At 58.6% G+C, this 17,687-nt stretch carries 11 protein-coding genes; 6 read left to right on the forward strand and 5 right to left on the reverse strand.

Features of this window, described 5'->3' with window-relative positions; all coding sequences use genetic code 11:
- Positions 1 to 360 precede the first annotated feature (360 nt).
- Positions 361 to 759: a response regulator gene (locus LZ496_RS11995; RefSeq protein WP_249904959.1), complete on the forward strand. Its 399-nt coding sequence runs from the start codon at positions 361 to 363 to the stop codon at positions 757 to 759.
- Here the strand turns inward: LZ496_RS11995 and LZ496_RS12000 are convergent, their stop codons facing one another.
- Positions 760 to 1,827: a sensor histidine kinase gene (locus LZ496_RS12000; RefSeq protein ID WP_249904960.1), complete on the reverse strand. Its 1,068-nt coding sequence runs from the start codon at positions 1,825 to 1,827 to the stop codon at positions 760 to 762. It abuts the gene before it with no gap.
- The gene (locus LZ496_RS12005) at positions 1,811 to 3,754 is read right to left on the reverse strand and encodes a PAS domain-containing protein (protein WP_249904961.1); all 1,944 of its coding nucleotides are present in this window, start codon (positions 3,752 to 3,754) and stop codon (positions 1,811 to 1,813) included. Before LZ496_RS12005 ends, LZ496_RS12000 begins: the two co-directional genes overlap by 17 nt.
- Positions 3,755 to 4,377: 623 nt before the next feature.
- Here LZ496_RS12005 and LZ496_RS12010 point away from each other — a divergent pair.
- Positions 4,378 to 5,682 carry a BamA/TamA family outer membrane protein gene (locus LZ496_RS12010; RefSeq protein ID WP_249904962.1) on the forward strand — a complete coding sequence of 435 codons (1,305 nt, stop codon included), beginning with the start codon at positions 4,378 to 4,380 and terminating at the stop codon, positions 5,680 to 5,682.
- Between the two features lie 39 nt (positions 5,683 to 5,721).
- Here LZ496_RS12010 and LZ496_RS12015 read toward each other — a convergent pair whose 3' ends face one another.
- Positions 5,722 to 7,068, reverse strand: coding sequence for an ATP-binding protein (locus tag LZ496_RS12015; protein ID WP_249904963.1), 1,347 nt, complete (start codon positions 7,066 to 7,068; stop codon positions 5,722 to 5,724).
- A gap of 317 nt (positions 7,069 to 7,385) precedes the next feature.
- Here LZ496_RS12015 and LZ496_RS12020 point away from each other — a divergent pair, with 317 nt between their 5' ends.
- Entirely contained in the window at positions 7,386 to 8,600 is a 1,215-nt protein-coding gene (locus tag LZ496_RS12020) for a selenium-binding family protein (protein ID WP_249904964.1), read from the forward strand.
- Between the two features lie 649 nt (positions 8,601 to 9,249).
- On the forward strand, positions 9,250 to 10,008 hold the full coding sequence (locus tag LZ496_RS12025) for a hypothetical protein (protein ID WP_249904965.1): 759 nt from the start codon (positions 9,250 to 9,252) through the stop codon (positions 10,006 to 10,008).
- 66 nt (positions 10,009 to 10,074) lie between these two features.
- Here LZ496_RS12025 and LZ496_RS12030 read toward each other — a convergent pair whose 3' ends face one another.
- Both LZ496_RS12030 and LZ496_RS12035 read right to left on the reverse strand, forming a co-directional pair.
- A complete protein-coding gene (locus LZ496_RS12030; RefSeq protein ID WP_249904966.1) occupies positions 10,075 to 11,277 on the reverse strand; it encodes a DUF418 domain-containing protein in 1,203 nt (400 codons plus the stop codon).
- A 310-nt stretch (positions 11,278 to 11,587) separates the two neighbouring features.
- Complete coding sequence (locus LZ496_RS12035) at positions 11,588 to 13,621, reverse strand: phytase (RefSeq protein ID WP_249904967.1); 2,034 nt, start codon at positions 13,619 to 13,621, stop codon at positions 11,588 to 11,590.
- 153 nt (positions 13,622 to 13,774) lie between these two features.
- Between LZ496_RS12035 and LZ496_RS12040 the strand changes: the two genes are divergently transcribed.
- Positions 13,775 to 16,279, forward strand: coding sequence for a TonB-dependent receptor plug domain-containing protein (locus LZ496_RS12040; RefSeq protein WP_249904968.1), 2,505 nt, complete (start codon positions 13,775 to 13,777; stop codon positions 16,277 to 16,279).
- A gap of 53 nt (positions 16,280 to 16,332) precedes the next feature.
- Positions 16,333 to 17,676: an MFS transporter gene (locus tag LZ496_RS12045; RefSeq protein ID WP_249904969.1), complete on the forward strand. Its 1,344-nt coding sequence runs from the start codon at positions 16,333 to 16,335 to the stop codon at positions 17,674 to 17,676.
- Positions 17,677 to 17,687: the final 11 nt, after the last annotated feature.

Genomic DNA, 17,687 nt, shown 5'->3' on the forward strand with positions numbered 1-17,687 from the left:
ATCAATTCGCGACAAGGAAATCGCAGCGTCCACTTTCCACTCATTCCGGTCACTAGCGTCTGAGTACGATCGAGCGTCGCAACCTGGCCGATAGCGGACTGTCCGCTTTCGGGTTGGCGACGTGCCATTCCTGCCATTCGTTCAGATTGGCTTCGAAAGGCTACATCCGCCCCTTTTCGAACGGTTGTGTTACTCGTTCTGGAAAGGCAGAGCCTTGCGGCCGACTGCCAAAGTCTAGGCTCGGTTTGAAAAAACGCGGTTCGTGTGGCTAGCTGACGTTCAAGGAAACCAGTTGCCCATTTGATCGTTTGTCCGGACCGAATTGGAACCAAAGGATAACCGAAGGATAACCGAAGGATTATGTCCGCTCGCATACTTATCGTTGAGGATGAAATGCTGGTCGCTCTCGAGCTTGAATGCATTCTGGGCGACCTCGGCCATCATCCGATCGGAATCGTTCCCGATCTGGAGTCCGCGAACGCGTTTTTCGAAGAATCAATCGACTTGGCTCTGGTCGACCTAAATCTTCGCGACGGACTTACGGGCCCTGAGATCGGCCAACGGCTGGGCGCACGGGGTGTAACCGTCGTGTTCATCACTGCAAATCCACGGCTGCTAGGTCAGGGGTTAGCAGGAGCAATTGGCGTGATCGCGAAGCCGACAGATGAGGGAACGGTGAAGGCAGCCGTCGATTATGCCCTTGGCGTGCGCGACGGCCGGCAAGTTACTCCTCCACGCGGCCTCAAGCTTTTTGGTTGATCAGCGCGCAAGCCTGCTGAGCAACACGCGTACCTCAACGGCGAGGCCCTCAGGCTTCCAGTTGCGTTCGAGGCTTCCACCAAGCTGCTGGACGATGCTGAGTTCGGTAAGCTTGGTGCCGAATCCGGTCCTGCTTGGTGGACCGTGGATTCTGGGTCCGCCTGCCTCCAGCCATGACAGCACCAGTTCGTCGCCATTAATAGCAGCGACCAGCTTCACCGTTCCGTTAGAAGTAGAAAGCGCACCATATTTTGATGCGTTTGTAGCAAGCTCATGAATCAAAAGGCCGATCGGCGTTGCTCCGCGATCGTCGATCGAAACATTGTCACCGGCAATCAAGATTCGTCCATCAGCCAGTGCTGGGTAGGGCGACAGAATCTCGCGCAGGATACCTTGGAGAGTTTCAGGCAGATCGCGCGGTGCCGAATGCTCGCTATGTGGGCGCACAAATTCATGCGCCCTCCCCAACGCGGCAATCCTTTGCTGGAGCGACGCCGCAAATTGTTTTTGTCCCGAGTCGCTGCGAGCCGACATTCCAATAAGTCCACCGATGACGGCAAAAATATTCTTGATTCGGTGGCTCAGTTCACGACTTAGGATTTCATTCTGGGCCGCGTATTCCTTGGCATCATGGATATCGGTGCAGGTTCCTATCCATCTGACGATCTTTCCATCATCGTCGTGCATCGGAAGGGCCCGCCCCAGTGTCCACCGGTATTCACCGGTGTGATGACGGAGGCGATATTCAATTTCATATGGCTTTCCGGTTTTCAGGCTTTCGCGCCAAATCGTCCAAGCACGTTCTTGGTCATCGGGATGGAACATTCCGTTCCATGCCTCGCCGTCGGTTGAGCCCGCGGGAGCACCGGTAAATTCGTACCAGCGGGAATTGTAATAGTCATGATAGCCATCCGGAAGGGTCGACCAGACCATATGCGGCAGCGCATCTGCAAGAGTGCGGAATGCTGCATCACTCTCTCGAAGTGCATTCTGTGCGCTGACGAGCTCGGCTTCTATTTTCTTGATGGGAATCCTAACCTCCGGGAACCAGTTATAGCGGGACTTCAACGCTGGAAGCCGCCTCGCCAGTTGCCTCCGCAACTGCCGCTAGCAATTCGTCGATCCTGAAGGGCTTACGTAGTATTTTTCCATCCTTCCCGATCGCTCGCTCTATGGCGTCGGTGTTCGCATACCCGCTGGCGAGCACTACCGGCAGGTTGGGACAAAGTTCCCGGGCCTGTTTTGCTACTTCGGCTCCGTTCATTCCTGGCATAGCAAAATCTACAACAAGCACATCCGGTCTGGAGGAGAGGAGTTGGTTCAGTCCGCTGGGGCCATCTGCAGCGGTAACGACCTCGTATCCGAGCGAATTTAGTGCGCTAGAAACGATGCTCCGCAAGTCCTCGTCGTCATCGATCAGCAGAACTAGTCCGCCCTTGGAAGGTCCTTTATGGGCGGCAGTGTTTTCGTGCAGATGCCTCGTCGCAGCTTGGTCTGTAGCAGGGAAGAACACTCGCACGGTGGTGCCGCGTCCCAACTTGCTATCAATCCTGACAGTGCCACCCGACTGACGCGCACTTCCGTAAACTTGCGCAAGTCCGAGGCCAGTGCCCTTGCCAACAGGCTTGGTTGTAAAGAACGGGTCCAAGGCTTTCCTAAGCGTGTCCTCGTCCATACCTTGGCCAGTATCTCTGATGGTTAGTTCGATGTACTTGCCCGGCTCCAATTCCGGGTCTGCGGCAATGTGTTGAACAGCCGTACCGATAAAGAGCTGCCCCCCCTCGGGCATCGCATCCCGGGCATTTAGGGCAAGATTAAGCACCGTCATCTCCACCTGGGTGGCATCGGCAAGCACTGCTACCGGCTCCGGGTTGAGAGCCAGATCCAATTCGATGAGCGGCCCCAAGGTGCGCGCGAGAAGGTCTTCAATCTTCTCGATAACGTCGCAGACGAACAACGGCGTCAGTTCAATCCGCTGAGTCCGCGAGAAGGCCAGCAATTGCGACGTAAGCTTAGCGCCACGTTTGGCTGCCTGGATCCCGGCTTCGGCAAACCGGCTTACGCGCTCTGGGTCGTCTCCCCGCCGACGGATCATATCGAATGCGGCGACAACAGCTCCGAGCACATTGTTGAAATCGTGGGCAAGCCCTGAGACGAGCTGCCCCACGGCCTCCATCTTCTGGCTTTGCCGTAGCGCTTCTTCAGCGTCTCTTAGGCGTTCCAGGTCGCGGATCCGGTCGGTTACGTCATAGACGAATTGGTAGGCAGCGATCACACGACCATCTTCGTCTCGAAGAGAGTTATACTTCATCTCATAGTGGCGGCGATCAAGTGCGGGATCACCGAACGCAGCGATCTCGGTGAATTCCTCTCCAGCGAGGGCTCGTGACCATACGCTCTCCACGGCCGAACGATGCTCAGGCTTGTCCGCAAGGAGTGCCAGCATATTGTCGCCGACTTTCGGCCGAATGCCGAAGATGCGTTCGAACTCGTCTGCGGATGCCTTGTTGATCGCCAGGAAATTGAACTCAGGGTCGGCCATCTGAACGAAGGCGTCAGTGCTTTCGACAATGTCGGCATAGACCTGCTTGTCGGCCAGAGCCTGTGCTACGCGTTGTTCGAGCGTTAGATTCTCGTCGGCCACGCGTCGTTGTGCAATCACCTTCTCGGTCGTTTCCGCAACTGCGCAGAACATGCCGGCAATCTGGCCATCGTCGCCACGAACAGGAGAGTAGGAAAAGGTGAACCAGGTTTGCTCGTCAAAGCCTTTGCGGTTCATGACGAGCGGCAGGTCCTCCAGCCATGTTGCCTCACCTTGCAACGCGCGATGGGCCAACGGACCTACGTCGGACCAAATTTCCTTCCATATGACTTCGAAGCGGCTCCCCATTGCTTGCGGGTGCTTCGCTCCCAGGATCACGGCGTAGGCATCATTGTAGAGGAAGCCCAGTTCTGGCCCCCACGCCACAAACATCGGGAACTTCGATCCGAGCATCAGCGCTACGACCGATCGTAGCGACTGCGGCCAGTTGCATGGAGGGCCAAGCGGTGAGCGAGACCAGTCAAGCGAGCGCATCAAGGCGCCGGTTTCGCCACCATCCGACAGAAAGGCGGGGGTTTCGCTGGCCTTATCTGGGGTTTGATCGAGCAACCTACGCTTCTACCTAGTCGTCTTTGTCCAATGGGCGAAGTTTTCGCACCAAAACTTTAACGACGCCCCCACGGCGTGCAAGCTGATTACCACGACAAAAGCAGTAGCTTCGGACAGGGCGGAATACCGGCGGCTGGCGTACGAGTATGTGCACTTAAGACATGTCGAATGACGACACCAACTTCCCATTTCGCGCCAGTCTAGATTGCGCTCTCCGCCAAAACCGAAGCTCCGACAGTAGCACAAAAATCTGGCTTGCGGCTCGTTTTGGCCGAAAGCGGACCGTCCGCTTTCGGGTCCGCCAGGCGCTAATCCGGCCGTTCGTTCATAATGAGAGCGGACGACTGAATCCGACCCACGGCGGTCATTAAGTACTATTTCATCGCCGGGACCGGAATTTCCCCGGTGTACGGCGATGCCTAAGTTGCGCTTGATGCCTGTCCGTTCGCCGGCCGCAACTCCGGCGGATGCGATCAAGGATGCGCCAGGTGTCGCAATTGTCGGTGCAGCTAAGATTGGCCCATGTACTCGTCGCGTGTGCATTCTTGTGTGCCGGCGTACCTGCACTCGGGCAATCGATAACGCCGCTGCCGTTGCCGCCGGACCAGCCGGTATCGCGGCAAGGCGTGACCGATGAGGAGACGCAAGCCGCTGCTGGCAACGATGTACCAGACACGGATGTCACTCCAGATGCGGGAGAGCCACCGAAGAAGAAAAGCTTCATCAAGCGCTATTTCGTCGACGAAGAGGACGGCAAGGTCGACTTTTCCAACTTCCTGGCGAAGGGGGGTTTCATCCCCCTGCCAATCATCATCACCGAACCGGTGGTCGACGGAGGATTTGGCCTGGCCGCGGTGTTCCTGACGGTTCCGAAGGACAATCCCAATCGCGTCAGGCGGCGCATCGGCGCCGCGTTCAAGACAGGGAATGGTTCAACCGGCGGGGGCTATTTCGAGGCGGGCTATGCCTTTGATGGGCGGCTGAACTATCGCGTCGGGATTGGGCGCGGAAACTTCAGGCTGGAAGCCTTCCCAGCGTTCGCTCCGAACGGCATCAAATATACCAACCGCTATAAATATGGCATCCTTGGATCGGCGCTGTGGAGCATCGGCGATCAAGGCTGGTCCGCCGGTCCGGTGTTCGACTTCCGCAAGCTGAGCTCCGGCCTCGAAATTGCCGGCGTGCCGGAAGGCATCGCTAGGGACTTCAACAACACGCTGACGACGGGCGCATTGGGGTTCGGGGTTCATTTCGACGGCCGTAACAATTCGCTCACGCCCACCAACGGCATCAACACCTTTGTCGAAGGTAAATTCAATCGCGGCGCGTTCGGCAGCGACCGAGACTATGAGGAATATGACGCCCATTTCTATGGCTTCTCACGCTTTGGGTCATCTCTGCACGGGAGCCTGAAGCTGGAATTTGACGGGATCCGCGGCGACTATCCGTCCTACTTCGCGCCGGCGATCACGCTGCGCGGGGTCCAGGCTATCCGTTACCAGGGGCAAAATGTTGTGAGCACGGAGGCCGAACTGGCCTGGCAGCTGAGCAATCGCTGGACGTTGCTCGCTTTCGGAGGCGTCGGCGCGACGGATGCGGGAAGCCGACGAATTTTCAAGGATTCAGGCCTGATCGCGGCCGGTGGGGCTGGCTTCCGCTATCGACTGGCGCGAAAGCTTGGCCTGGATGTGGGTATTGATATTGCTTACGGTCCGGGCGGCAGGGTTTTCTACATACAGTTTGGCCATGCCTGGGCGCTGCGCATGGATTGATTGACGGGCATCCTAATGATCGCTTTCGACCCATTGCGGTCATTCCTCTGCTGCGGCCTCACCACAAAGGGAATCTATAGTCTGCACCCAATTTTTGATGGGAAGCGCGATGCGGAAGCGCGCACCCGGGCCGGTGTCGCGTTCCTCCACGCAGATAGTGCCGTGATGGCCTTCGACGATCGACTTGCAAATCGAAAGACCAAGGCCGAGCCCTGTCTCCTCGGTCGTGAACAAGGGCTCGAAGATCATTCCCGCGATGGCCGGCTCGATTCCTGGCCCATTGTCCTCGACGACAAGTGTCCAGCCTTCGGCCCCCGCCGTCGTGCTCACGCGCACGCGCCGCGGTCGATCGCTGACCCGTTGTAGCGCGCGCCCGGCGTTCTGGACGAGGTTCATGATCAATTGCTCGATCTGCAACCGGTCGCCCTGAAGGCATGTCCCCTTCTTATCCAGATGCAACTCGCAATGGACGCCCATCGAGCTCAGATCGCGCCGTGCGAGCACCACCACCTTGCTGACGATCTCGTTGAGCTCCAGCGATTTCATTGCCGCCGGCACGCGTCGTGCCTGCGCTCTGAGGCTCGCGACCAGCTCGAACGCATCGTCGACCGCGACGCGTAGTTGTTGGATCGAGGTGATCGCCTCATCCAGTTGCGACGGATCGCGCTCAAGCCAGCTCAGGGCGGCGGCGGCGTGCAATCGGATGGACGCCAAAGGCTGACCGATCTCGTGGACGATTGATCCGGCGAGCTGGCCGATGACCGACAATTTGGCAGCCGTAGCCAACTCCGCGCGGGCAGCGCTTGCCGCATTGCGTGCCTCTTCCCGCTCCTGGGTCAGGCGCTGCGTGAGCGACAGACTTTCGCACAGCATCGCCAGGTCCTGCTCGATCAGATCCCTGAACTGGATGAGAAGACGTTCGAATATCTGGCCGAAATGGTTGGGTTTGGTGTCGAGCGCGCAAAGCGTGCCGAACGGGCGTCCATCGGGCCAGTGAATGGGAAAGCCGAGATACGCGATCATCCCGAACTTGACGTCGGGATTGTCCTTCCAAAGCTCGTCGGCAAGGGCGTCCGCGACGAGCAATCGGTCTCCGGTGCACACGACCGTTTCGCAGTAAAGCCCTGACTCGGCCAAGTGCTCGGAATCGCCGACATGATAGGGATGGCTGCCCCCGCTGCTTGCCACTGCAACTTCGATTTTTTCGTCGCGCACGTGCATGATCAGGCCGGCAGGAACCCCGAGCAACACCGCAATCGTATCGACGACGCACTGCCATTTGGCAGCTACCTCTTCGGGCAGGCACTCCGGGAAACCCTCGAAAAAGCGCACCGCTCCTGCACCGGACGGGCCGTAATCTGGACGTGCAAATGTCTCGTCTGTCATTTTCCGTCCCCCGCGCGAATTGTCCGGCGCACCCCCATGGCGACTCAATGATCCTCGACGCCAAGCGTACGATTTGATCGACTGCCCAGCTTCATCTTCAGTGACACAATATTGGGGATGACGCCAAGCGCCCAAAGCCAGGCATCGAATTTCCGCCTAGTTCGGGATATTCATGCAAGGTCCGATTTCCACCCATTGCGGTCATGACCGCTTCCGACCCATTGCGGTCATTGGCGTTGAGTGGAACAATCACAGTGTAGATGTGACGCGTACGACTGGTCGTAATCCGTTTCTCCGCGAAGATAGGGGGAATAGCCATGTTTCGTGGTTTGCAACTGTTTGTCCTGGCGTTGCTGACATGGGGTGCGGCTGCACAGTCCCAGTCTATCAAAGCAGCTGACCGATATCTGTTCGTTTGGGTGGGGGACCCCGCAAAAACCGGCAACGACTTCCTGGTAGTCGTGGACGCCGATCCGGCTTCTCCGACCTACGGCAAGTTAGTGACCGGTATCGGCACTGATCAGAAAAGCTCGAAAGCCCATCATTCCGAATATGAAATGCCGGCCAGCGGAATGCTGTTTGCTAATGATCATGACGCCAATCGCACCTTGATCATGGATCTGCGCAATCCGCGTCAGCCTCGCCAGGCCGGCGCCTTCACGAGCCTTGGCGGATACAGCATGCCACATAGCTTCGTTCGCCTGCCCAACGGCAACGTGTTGGCGACCTTCCAATATCCCGATCACGGCGGCCACATGGCTATGGGCGGGAAGACCGGCGGGCTGGTGGAGATCGATGATTCCGGCAAGATGGTGCGGTCGGCGAGCAATGCCGACCCGGCGTTCGCGGATGAGGGGCTGCTGCCTTACGGCCTCGCGGTCCTGCCGAAGATCGACCGGGTGATCGTCACCAATTCGCCGATGCGCGACGATTTCCTGCTGACCAGCAACACCTATCAATTGTTCCGCCTGTCGGACCTCAAACTGCTGGGGACGCACAGGCTGGATCCAGGGCCCCGGCTCAATGGGCATATCTCTCCCGAGGAGCCGCGGATCGGAGCCGACGGGGTGGCCTATGTCCACACCCTGTCATGCGGAGTGCAGCGGGTGACTGGCATGGAAGGCCCGGCGCCCAAGGCGAAGCTGGTTTACCAATACCCGGGAAGCTGGTGCGGCGTGCCGACCATCGTCGGGCAATATATGGTGCAGAGCGTCCCCGACATCCACGGCTTCATCGTCCTCGATATTACCGACGGAGACCGACCGGTGGAGGTCTCGCGACTGGTCATGGGCTCAGATTTTGCCCCGCACTGGACAGCCTGGGACCCGAAGTCGCGGCGCCTGGCCGTTACGCCCGAAAAGCCGGGCCAGCGGATGTATTTGCTCAAGCTCGATGAGAAGAGCGGCGCGCTGACGATAGACGAAGCCTTTCGCGGGCCGGATGGCCAGGCCGGATTCAGTTTTGCCAAGCAGTCATGGCCGCACGGCTGGACTGGCGAAGGCGCGCCGCATGGAGCGGTGTTCTCGCGCTGATCACGCCGCCTGCGCCCTTCGAACGGAGCATTAAGAACGGCTCGGCCACAATGTTTCCACCCATACCGGTCATGGCCGAAACCAACCCATTGCGGTCATTAGCCCGCAGCGCCAAAAGGGCCGCGCCGGGTCGGAATAACAAGGTCACAGTAATGAACGATGCCCGTCTTGTATGCTTGCTCTCAATACTGGCAATTAGCTCTGAGCCAGCCCTGGCGCAGTTTCAATCTTCATCGGCACCTCCGATTGTAGCTGCTCCTGCGCCAGTGTTCCCAATCTACTTCGATGCCGGACGGGCGGATATGCCCGTGCAGCAGCTCCCGATGCTCCGTGAAGCCGTGGGCGGGGCCAAACGTCAGTCTGGGGCCGCGCTTGTCCTTTGTTACCGTTTCGGCGCGGATAGAGCAGACGTCCGGCTAATGAACGAACGAATGAAGAGTGTGGCGAGTGCGCTGAAACAGCAGGGTGCCGCCGTTGTATTCAAGGGAAGCCATGCCCTGTGTCAGACGATGTCCAGTAGGTCGGGTCGACCGCAGGCGAGTGTCCAGATACACCCCATTTCGCCAATAGGTTGAGCCTTCACGAGCGGCCGCTTTCGACCCATTGCGGACACTGGCTAACCCCGTAATTATATTCCGGGGGTAGAACGATGATCTTCAAGCGCGCTGTTGCGAAGCTTCGAGCCCAAGATTGGACCGCAATCGCTATTGAACTGGTGATCGTCACAGTCGGCGTGCTTATAGCACTCGCCGCGCAGCAATGGGCCGAAGACCGCAGTTGGAACGACAAGGTCGAAGCGACCAGGACGGCACTTCGCTTTGAGCTGGCCGAGCATTACGACTATGCAGTCGAGTATCGCGTGATCTACCCCTGCCTGCAGGCGCAAATTTACCGACTGCGGGACCGTGTCCTCGCCAGCGGTTCGACGCTGGACCCGGCACCGCTATATTCTGAAGAAGATGGCTCCCATTACGTGTTCCGGATGCCGGGAAAGAACTACCCGACAGACGCATGGGAGGCGGCTGTCAGCGACGGCACAATCCGAAGCTTCGACCCGGCATTGCGGCGTCAACTCGCCGGCCACTACACGCAGCTGCCGGAGATGGCAGCGATGCTAGCCGAAGTCGAGGCAAACGAGCCCGCATTTGTCGCACTGGCTCACCGACTGCCGCTCGATCCCGCAGTCCGATACTCGATCATCAAGGACATCGAACGAGTTCGCGGCCGCTTCGAATATCTGGATATGGTTCACGGCCAACTGATCGAGAATATCGAAAAGGCTGGAATGCTTCCAACGCCAGAAAATGCAGAGAGGGTAACTAAGCGCTACGGGACTTACAGGTTTTGCAAGGCGCATGGCCTGCCAATGCGGTCCTTTAAAGACGCAATGCAGGCAGTGCCGAACTAATCTGCTCTAATGACCGCTTTCCACCCATTGCGGTCATCAGATCGCTCCGATGGTGGCCATCTGTTGCTATCCAGCAAGCGCCGGCCGAGAGCCCGATGCCGATGCACCTTTGCGGAAGGGCGGCCGGCTACCATAGGTCAAATAGCGCCACAGCCATTCGACCGGACCGAAGTGGAAATGCCTGAGCCAGATCGGGCTGACGACAATCTGCACCGCCCAGACAATAAGTACGATGAAATAAAGCTCGTACCGTTCGAATTTTCCCCAATAGCCAAGCAGCACGAAGATGGTCAGCGCGACGGCCGAATGCGTCAGGTAATTCGTCAGCGCCATCCGCCCGACGGCGGCCATGGACGTCCTGAACAAGGTAAAAATGCCGGACTTGAGGAACAGCCCAAGCAGGCCAAGATGCCCGGTAGTTTGTGCCAGCCGCGCGAAATCATAGGTGATTTCGGCCTGGTGCCTGGCAAGGCCCGAGAAACCGTGGCTCATTAGCCAATTGGCCTCGTAGATGTTGAGCGGCATGCCGATCGCATAACCGCCCACCATCATCGCTAAATAGGTTCTTGTCCTTGCCTCAAGAGTCAGAACGCCCAGCTTGAACAAGGCCATGCCGATCATCATCATCCCAAAAATGTCGAAGAAATATCGGTATGCGCCCCAGGACTCGGCCTTCGCGATCCAGGGTGCCCGGGCTTGCAATGCGCTGAAGTAACCAGCCTGATTTTTCTGTTTCGCTTTGGCGACCATGGCCGGCGAAGGACCGCCGCGCGATTCATCTTTCCACTCTTCGATTGATTTCCTCTGATCGTCCGTCCGCTTGGCGGCCGGCACGCTTTGGGCGGCGAGAGCGCGTTTGTAGAGATCGAGCGAATTGTAGGTATCAAGTCCGCTCCAGGCTGCGCCGAGGACGAAGGACGCTACGCCAAGAGCAAGCAATTTCTTTCCGGGCAAGTTGCGGAAGGCAAACAGGAACAGGGCCGTCAGCCCATAGAAATAGAGAATGTCTCCGCCCCACAGCAGAATCCACGCATTGAACAGGCCAAAGGCGATGAGCCACAGATTGCGCCGGAAATAGGCATCGGTGGAATCGGGCCGGCTAGTGAAAAGGATGACGCCCGCTCCGAACAGGATCGAAAACAAGGCCCGCTGCGTACCTTCGAAGGTCACGTTGACGACGAACCATGTCCAAAGGTTGATCCCCGTGTCGCCTCCCATGATTCTTGGGTTGTCGTAGGCAGGGCCCATGCCCATGCCGACTATGTTCATGATGAGGATCCCGAAAAGTGCACAGCCTCGAATGAAGTCGAGGGACTCAAGGCGCGCGCTAGTTGGCGCGGCAGCAGCTTTGACCATGGATCGACCCCCTTATGGGATCCGATATCCGCTCATTTGGGACGGTTGAAAATTTATCTTTAGATAGCTGCCGTGTACTGCAGGCCAGCCGTTAATGGCCGTTATCGGACAGGCCGCTTGCGGGCCGCCAGGACCTTAATTCTGCCGTTCGTTCAGACCGGCGACGAATGACTGCATCCGGCCCAAAGCGGCCGACAGCAACTGCTTTCCACGGCCACGAGGTTTATCGCCTCGAATCCAGTTTGAGAGATTTCGCGATTGTCGACCACGGAACGAATTTGAAGTTTTGATTCTCGACCGGAAGCATGTTGCGCCCGTCCTGTGCGATCATGGCGCCTTGCTCGAAGCCGGGGCCCAAGTTTGCACTCGACACATCGAGGCCGTCCGTTTCGGAAATGCCGTCGATGCCCTTTGCCGGGTCAGCGACGACAGAGAATGAGCCGACATAAGCGTTATCTCCCTCGCGGCGATAAACCGCGTAGCTGTTGTTGCCTTGACTCGAGACGATCAGATAGCCACGCCCGCTGCCAAGATCGTAGAGGCCGACGCCTTCCATATCGTCCTTGAGCTTCGGATTGTCGGTGACCTTGTCGACGGAGACAGGGACGGCGGTCTTCACGGGATCGGCCGTCACTCGCCAAAGTCCGATGTCCTCTTCGGCAACATAGAGTGTGCTGTTTGCGTCATCGACGACGCACCCTTCGGTCTGGCTGCTGAACTTGATGTCGCGCACTTGCTTCGCTTGGACCTTTCCGGATCGCGTGGGAACCAGTTCCCATTGGCGGACCAGGCCGTCCGGATCGCTGATGAACACATAGGTCCGCCCACGCTTGCTGCGATACATGCACTGGCCGTAGGGATCTGACAGGCCGGTCGGTTGGATGCCGTCCGCGATGCTGGAAAGCGATCCGGTCGCAGTATCGAGCGAATAGATGGCGATTGCCTTGTTGGTTCGGTCGCTGGCCGTCACCAGGACGATATCGCGCCCGGCAAGCCGGTAGCCGGTTCTGAGATCGACATTGTTCATCTTGCCGTCGGCGGCGAAGAAGCGAGACTTGCCCTGCATGTCGTAAACATGAAGTCCACCCTGCTTGTCGGTGCCGATCACCCAGCTTGCGGCGGGATTCTCAGGATTGGCCCAGATCGCTGGATCGTCGGCCGCGTCGGCAGCGCTGGTTACTGGGTCGGACTCGATTGTGGGATGCACGATTGGAAATGTTGGTGCGACTGAAACGGTCAGCGGTTGCGGCGAACCGGCGCCGACGCCAATCGCTTGAGCGATCTTGGTGAACGGAATGACTTTGTAGTTCGACCCGTCTTCATCACCGACGACCAGAGCGCCCTGGCTGGATCCAACTGCCGAGCTTGTTGCGAACAGGCCGCCAGGTTCGCCGACCGCCTCTCCCGCCGACGAAATCGTCAATGCGCCGACATAGGCATCGTCCTTGGCATGATCGTAAACATAAAGCTGACCCGCCGATGCGTTGGAAGCGATCAGCCACCTGGCTCCTTCGCCGCCGTCGTAAAGTGCGAGTCCGCCGACTTCTTCGGTAATTTTGCCGAGCCGAACCGCGTCGACCAGTGTCGGTAGAATTTCGGTTTCAGGCTCCGCATTGAAGCGCCAGATCCCGACCGCTTGTTCCGCGACGTAAAGCTGGCCGGTCGTATCGTCGGCGACGCAATGCTCGACGGTGGAAGCCACATGGAGCCGCCGCATCAGCTTGGCATCCACGCGGCCGGCCGAGGGTTCGAACAGCAGATATTGGTCGATCTCACCCCCGTCGCCCAGCGCGAACGCGTAGAGGGAGCCGTCCTGGCTGCTAAGATAGAGGCATGCACCTTCAACTGCGATGCCAAGCGGAACCGGCCGCGCGCTAATTTCCGTGAGAGCGCCGCCCTGGGATCGATAAAAGCGAAGGCTGTTACTAGCGGCATCCGCGGCGAGCAGGACTGGAGAAGAACCAAGCCCCGGCAGCGCGCCATAACGCACATCGACACTAACCGCTTCGCCAGCGGGAGCAGAGCCAGTGCGCTTGCCCGAGCTGTCATAAATTTCGAGTCCAGCAAGCTCGGCCGTGCCGACAATCGATGCATTCTGGCCATCAGAAACGACCACCGCACGGTTCGAGCCGCCCTGCTGGGTCGCGACGGTGCTCGATGCGTCGACGGATGGAACGGCGGGTGCGTTTTGCGCCGCGACTCCAGTTCCCAAAAAGGCGATTCCGGCGATCCCGGCAAGTCCCACCCCAACCCGCATTTTGGCCGTCTCCGGTCTGTCACAGATGCCAGATAGCTAATCGCGACGACTTCGCCGTGCAAGGACAATTCCAAAATAGTTGCATTCTGGAATTTTCTGTTCAATCATGAATTTTGTCGTCACCAGAAGAAGTGAGGACAAGGGGGAGAGACTATGATGCGCAAGCTGCAAACTCTGCAGGTGCTTCTCTTTTCGACTGCCTTTCTCGCTGCCCAAACAGCGATGGCTCAACAAGCGCCGGAGCAGTCGAGTACGCCCGATCAGGAACCCGCCGCCGAAACGGCCGCGGAAGGCGATGCGAAGGTCGAAGGACAGCCAGCGGTTCCAACCAGCGAAGGCCTGGAGACAACCGATGACCGATCGCTGAGCGACATCGTCGTGGTAGGCTCGCGAATCTACCGCAATCGTACCGACACCATCGCTCCGGAGCTGACGTTCGGTCAGGAGTTCTTCCAGAAATTCGAGCCGACGTCGGTCGGCGACTCGCTGAAGCGCGTGCCCGGCGTCGCCTTCGGCAGCGACATTGGCGAATATGACGCGCCGGCTCTTCGCGGCCTCGGCGCCGGCTTCACCCAGATCCTGGTAAATGGCCGGCCGATCCCGGGCGGCGGTAACGACCGTTCGGTTTTCGTGGACCGCATTCCCGCTGAAATTATCGACCGCATTGAAATCATTCGATCGCCAACCGCGGACCTCGACAGCCAGGGCATCGGCGGCACCATCAACATTATCCTGAAGGACGGCGCGAGCCTGCCGCCGGGTATCATTACCCGCGCGGCCCTTCTCTATTACCCTGACGACAATACCATCAAGGGATCTGGAGCGGTCTCGTGGTCGGGGCGGAATGCGGCCGAAACCGTGGCATGGTCGCTGACTGTCGATGCACAGCAGCGCTACAATCCGAAACTCACGCGCGAAGAGGTGTTCGACGACAACTCGCCAGGATTCGAAGACAGTGAGAATGGACTGGACCTATTCAAGCCATTCGATCGGGACGGCTCGGTCGCGGTTGAACGCACCGAAGAACTCGACACCCGCAGAAGCTTCGACCTTTCGCTGAATGGCGACATCACTTTCGTGCTCGGCGAGCAAAGCAAGCTGCGCTTCGATGGCTTCCTGATCCGAACGCGTCGTACCGATACCGAACAGACGCTGGGACTGGAGCGCCCGGAGAATGATGATGAGGATCCGGTCTTCGATGAGGGCTGGGAAATCGATGCGACCGAGGTTGCGAAGGAGCCGTGGCGGCAGCTGAACTTCGGGCTTTCGGGACTGTATGAAACCAAGTGGGGCAACGGCATGAGCGCCGAAGCCCAGCTTCGCTACTCGCAGTTCGACGAGGAAAGCTCCAATAATACATATGAGATCGATGACGACCCGTTCGACCTGGACACGTTGGACGCTGAAGACCTTGAATTGACGGATGACGCCGAACTCTTCGAGATCGATGCGCTTGACGTGAACGACAAGGAATTCTCGGGTGACGCCGCGATCAAGAAGGATTGGGGCAATTGGAGCCTGAAGGGCGGCATCGCCGGCAAGATCAAGCGGCGCACATTCGGCCAAACGATCGGCGAGGACCTCAACGACGACGAAGACGCGTCGATCGTCGAGAGCCGGTTCAAATATAACGAAAGCCGACTCGATGGCTTCGCGCTGGCGGAATTCAAGTTCGGCGGCGGAGCAAAGCTTCAGACGGGTGTTCGCGCCGAATATACCAAATCAAAACAGAAGATCCGGCAGGATCTGACGGAAGCCGACGAGGAAAAGGCTTCGGCGAACGAGTTCCACCTCAATCCGTCGATCCACTTCCAGATTCCGTTCGGTAACGGGCCGCAGTTCAGGGCCAGCCTGGCCAAGACTGTCCGCCGGCCGAATGTGGATCAGGTGGTCCCGTTCCGCCTGACTGATGATCCCGAGGACAATGACGTTACGATCGGCAACCCGGACCTGAAATTCGAAACCTCCTGGGGCGTCGACATCGGGCTTGAACAGCGACTGCCGCGAGGCGTCGTCGGCCTGAACTTCTTCTACCGTAAGGTTCGCGACCTGATCTCGTTGGTGAATACGGGCGTACCTGTCTTCCCAGACGAAGATCCTGACAGCGACGAAGGCCGCGCCCGCATCTACAGCTTCGACAATGTCGGCAATGGCAAAGTCTATGGCCTTGAATTCGACTTGTCGGCACCGCTTGATTTTATCGGGATGCCTAACACGGGCCTGTTCGCCAACTACACCCGGATCTGGTCCGAGCGAACCGAACCCAACACCGGACAGGAAGTGCGGTTCGATGGGCAGCCCAAATATGTCTATAACTTCGGCCTGACCCAGGAAATTCCGAGCTGGGGGATGTCCGCAGGATTCAGTTTCCGCAAGCAGGGGCAGGCGACCAGCACCTTCTTCGGCGAAGAGGAATTCCAGAAGTATGAGGGTAACCTCGAAGCCTATGTCGAGAAGCGCTTTGGCAGCAATTTCGTGATGCGCCTCAGCGCCAACAACCTGCTCGATGCGCGAAGCCTGCAGTGGGAGAAGAACTACGACGGCGATACGGGCCTCGAGATCATCGAGAACCAGCAGAACGGCGACGTCGACAATTTCGAGGTCGAGCATGAGGAGACTTCGCCTCAGGTCATGCTGACCGCTCGACTAGTCTTCTGATCGGGTAAGCAGGCCAACATCATGCGAAGTAGCGTTATGAGCGGAGAAGTGAAATGAACGTACTTCTCCGCTCGTTCGCGACTGGCGCCGAGGCTCCCCGTATCGAGCAGCAATCGGAAATCGATCGACTTTTCCGGCGCAACCGGATCCGCGTGATGCTGGCTATCACGATCGGCTACGGTCTCATCTACATGTGCCGGCTTGCGATCGGCGTGGTGAAGAAGCCCTTGATCGATCAGGGCATCTTTACGCCGACCGAGCTTGGGACGATCGGCTCCGCGCTCTTCTACACATATGCGCTGGGGAAGCTCACCAACGGCTTCCTTGCCGATCACGCCAATGCGCGACGCTTCCTGACGGCAGCGTTTCTGCTCACTGCGATTTGCAATCTCTTCATGGGGTTCACGACTACGGTCCTGGCCGCGACAATCATTTGGGGGCTTAACGGCTGGTTCCAAAGCTTCGGCGCTCCTGGAGGTGTCGTGGCGATGACCGCCTGGTTTTCGAACAAGGAGCGGGGCCGGGCCTATGGCGTTTGGAGCACGGCGCATTCCATCGGCGAAGGCCTCACCTTCCTGGTGGTTGGCGGACTGGTTTCTTATCTCGGCTGGCAATGGGGCTATTGGGGCCCGGGCCTGATCGGCATCGTCACGGCCATTGGCGTGTTTGCGTTGATGCAGGACCGTCCGCAAACGCTTGGCCTTCCATCGGTCAACGAATGGAAGAAGGACCAGTATACGGAAACGAGCGAAAGCAGCGCCAGGAGCACGCTCGCTCTCCAATTCTCGATCCTGAAGATACCGGCGATCTGGGTGCTCGCCCTCGCCAGCGCCACAACCTACATCACCCGCTACGGCATCAACAGCTGGGGCATCCTCTATCTGCAGGAGGCCCGCGGCTATTCGCTTCCCATGGCCGGAACGCTTCTGATGATCAGCACCCTGGCGGGCATTGCCGGCGCGGTGGCGTTCGGTTTCACATCCGACAAACTGTTCAACGCGCGGCGTCCACCCGCCAACCTGCTGTTCGCAATCCTTGAGCTGCTAGGGCTTGCGATCATCTTCTTCGGCCCGACGAATACGCCGATGCTGATTGTCGGCATGCTGCTGTTTGGCATGGGCCTCACCGGTCTGGTAACCTCGCTCGGCGGGCTCTTCGGCGTCGATATCGCTCCCAAACGCGCGGCGGGCGCGGCGATGGGGGTAGTCGGCATCTTCAGCTACATCGGGGCTGCGATACAGGAGCAAGTTTCCGGCATCCTGATCGACCAGAATATGGCGATCGCAGGCGACGATCGCATCTATGACTTCGGGCCGGTCATCTGGTTCTGGATCGGCTCATCCGTCGTCTCGATGCTGCTTGCAGCAAGCCTCTGGCGGACCCGGCTCCGCGACTAAAACATGATTGG

This window comes from Sphingomonas caseinilytica, from assembly GCF_023516455.1.
Lineage (GTDB): Bacteria > Pseudomonadota > Alphaproteobacteria > Sphingomonadales > Sphingomonadaceae > Sphingomicrobium > Sphingomicrobium caseinilyticum.

Coding starts and splice junctions, on each gene's coding strand:
- LZ496_RS12020 (WP_249904964.1), top strand. CDS start 7,386: ATGTTTCGTGGTTTGCAACTGTTTGTCCTGGCGTTGCTGACATGGGGT.
- LZ496_RS12005 (WP_249904961.1), bottom strand. CDS start 3,754: ATGCTCGGATCGAAGTTCCCGATGTTTGTGGCGTGGGGGCCAGAACTG.
- LZ496_RS12030 (WP_249904966.1), bottom strand. CDS start 11,277: ATGAACATAGTCGGCATGGGCATGGGCCCTGCCTACGACAACCCAAGA.
- LZ496_RS12045 (WP_249904969.1), top strand. CDS start 16,333: ATGAACGTACTTCTCCGCTCGTTCGCGACTGGCGCCGAGGCTCCCCGT.
- LZ496_RS11995 (WP_249904959.1), top strand. CDS start 361: ATGTCCGCTCGCATACTTATCGTTGAGGATGAAATGCTGGTCGCTCTC.
- LZ496_RS12040 (WP_249904968.1), top strand. CDS start 13,775: ATGATGCGCAAGCTGCAAACTCTGCAGGTGCTTCTCTTTTCGACTGCC.
- LZ496_RS12015 (WP_249904963.1), bottom strand. CDS start 7,068: ATGACAGACGAGACATTTGCACGTCCAGATTACGGCCCGTCCGGTGCA.
- LZ496_RS12010 (WP_249904962.1), top strand. CDS start 4,378: ATGCGATCAAGGATGCGCCAGGTGTCGCAATTGTCGGTGCAGCTAAGA.
- LZ496_RS12035 (WP_249904967.1), bottom strand. CDS start 13,621: ATGCGGGTTGGGGTGGGACTTGCCGGGATCGCCGGAATCGCCTTTTTG.
- LZ496_RS12025 (WP_249904965.1), top strand. CDS start 9,250: ATGATCTTCAAGCGCGCTGTTGCGAAGCTTCGAGCCCAAGATTGGACC.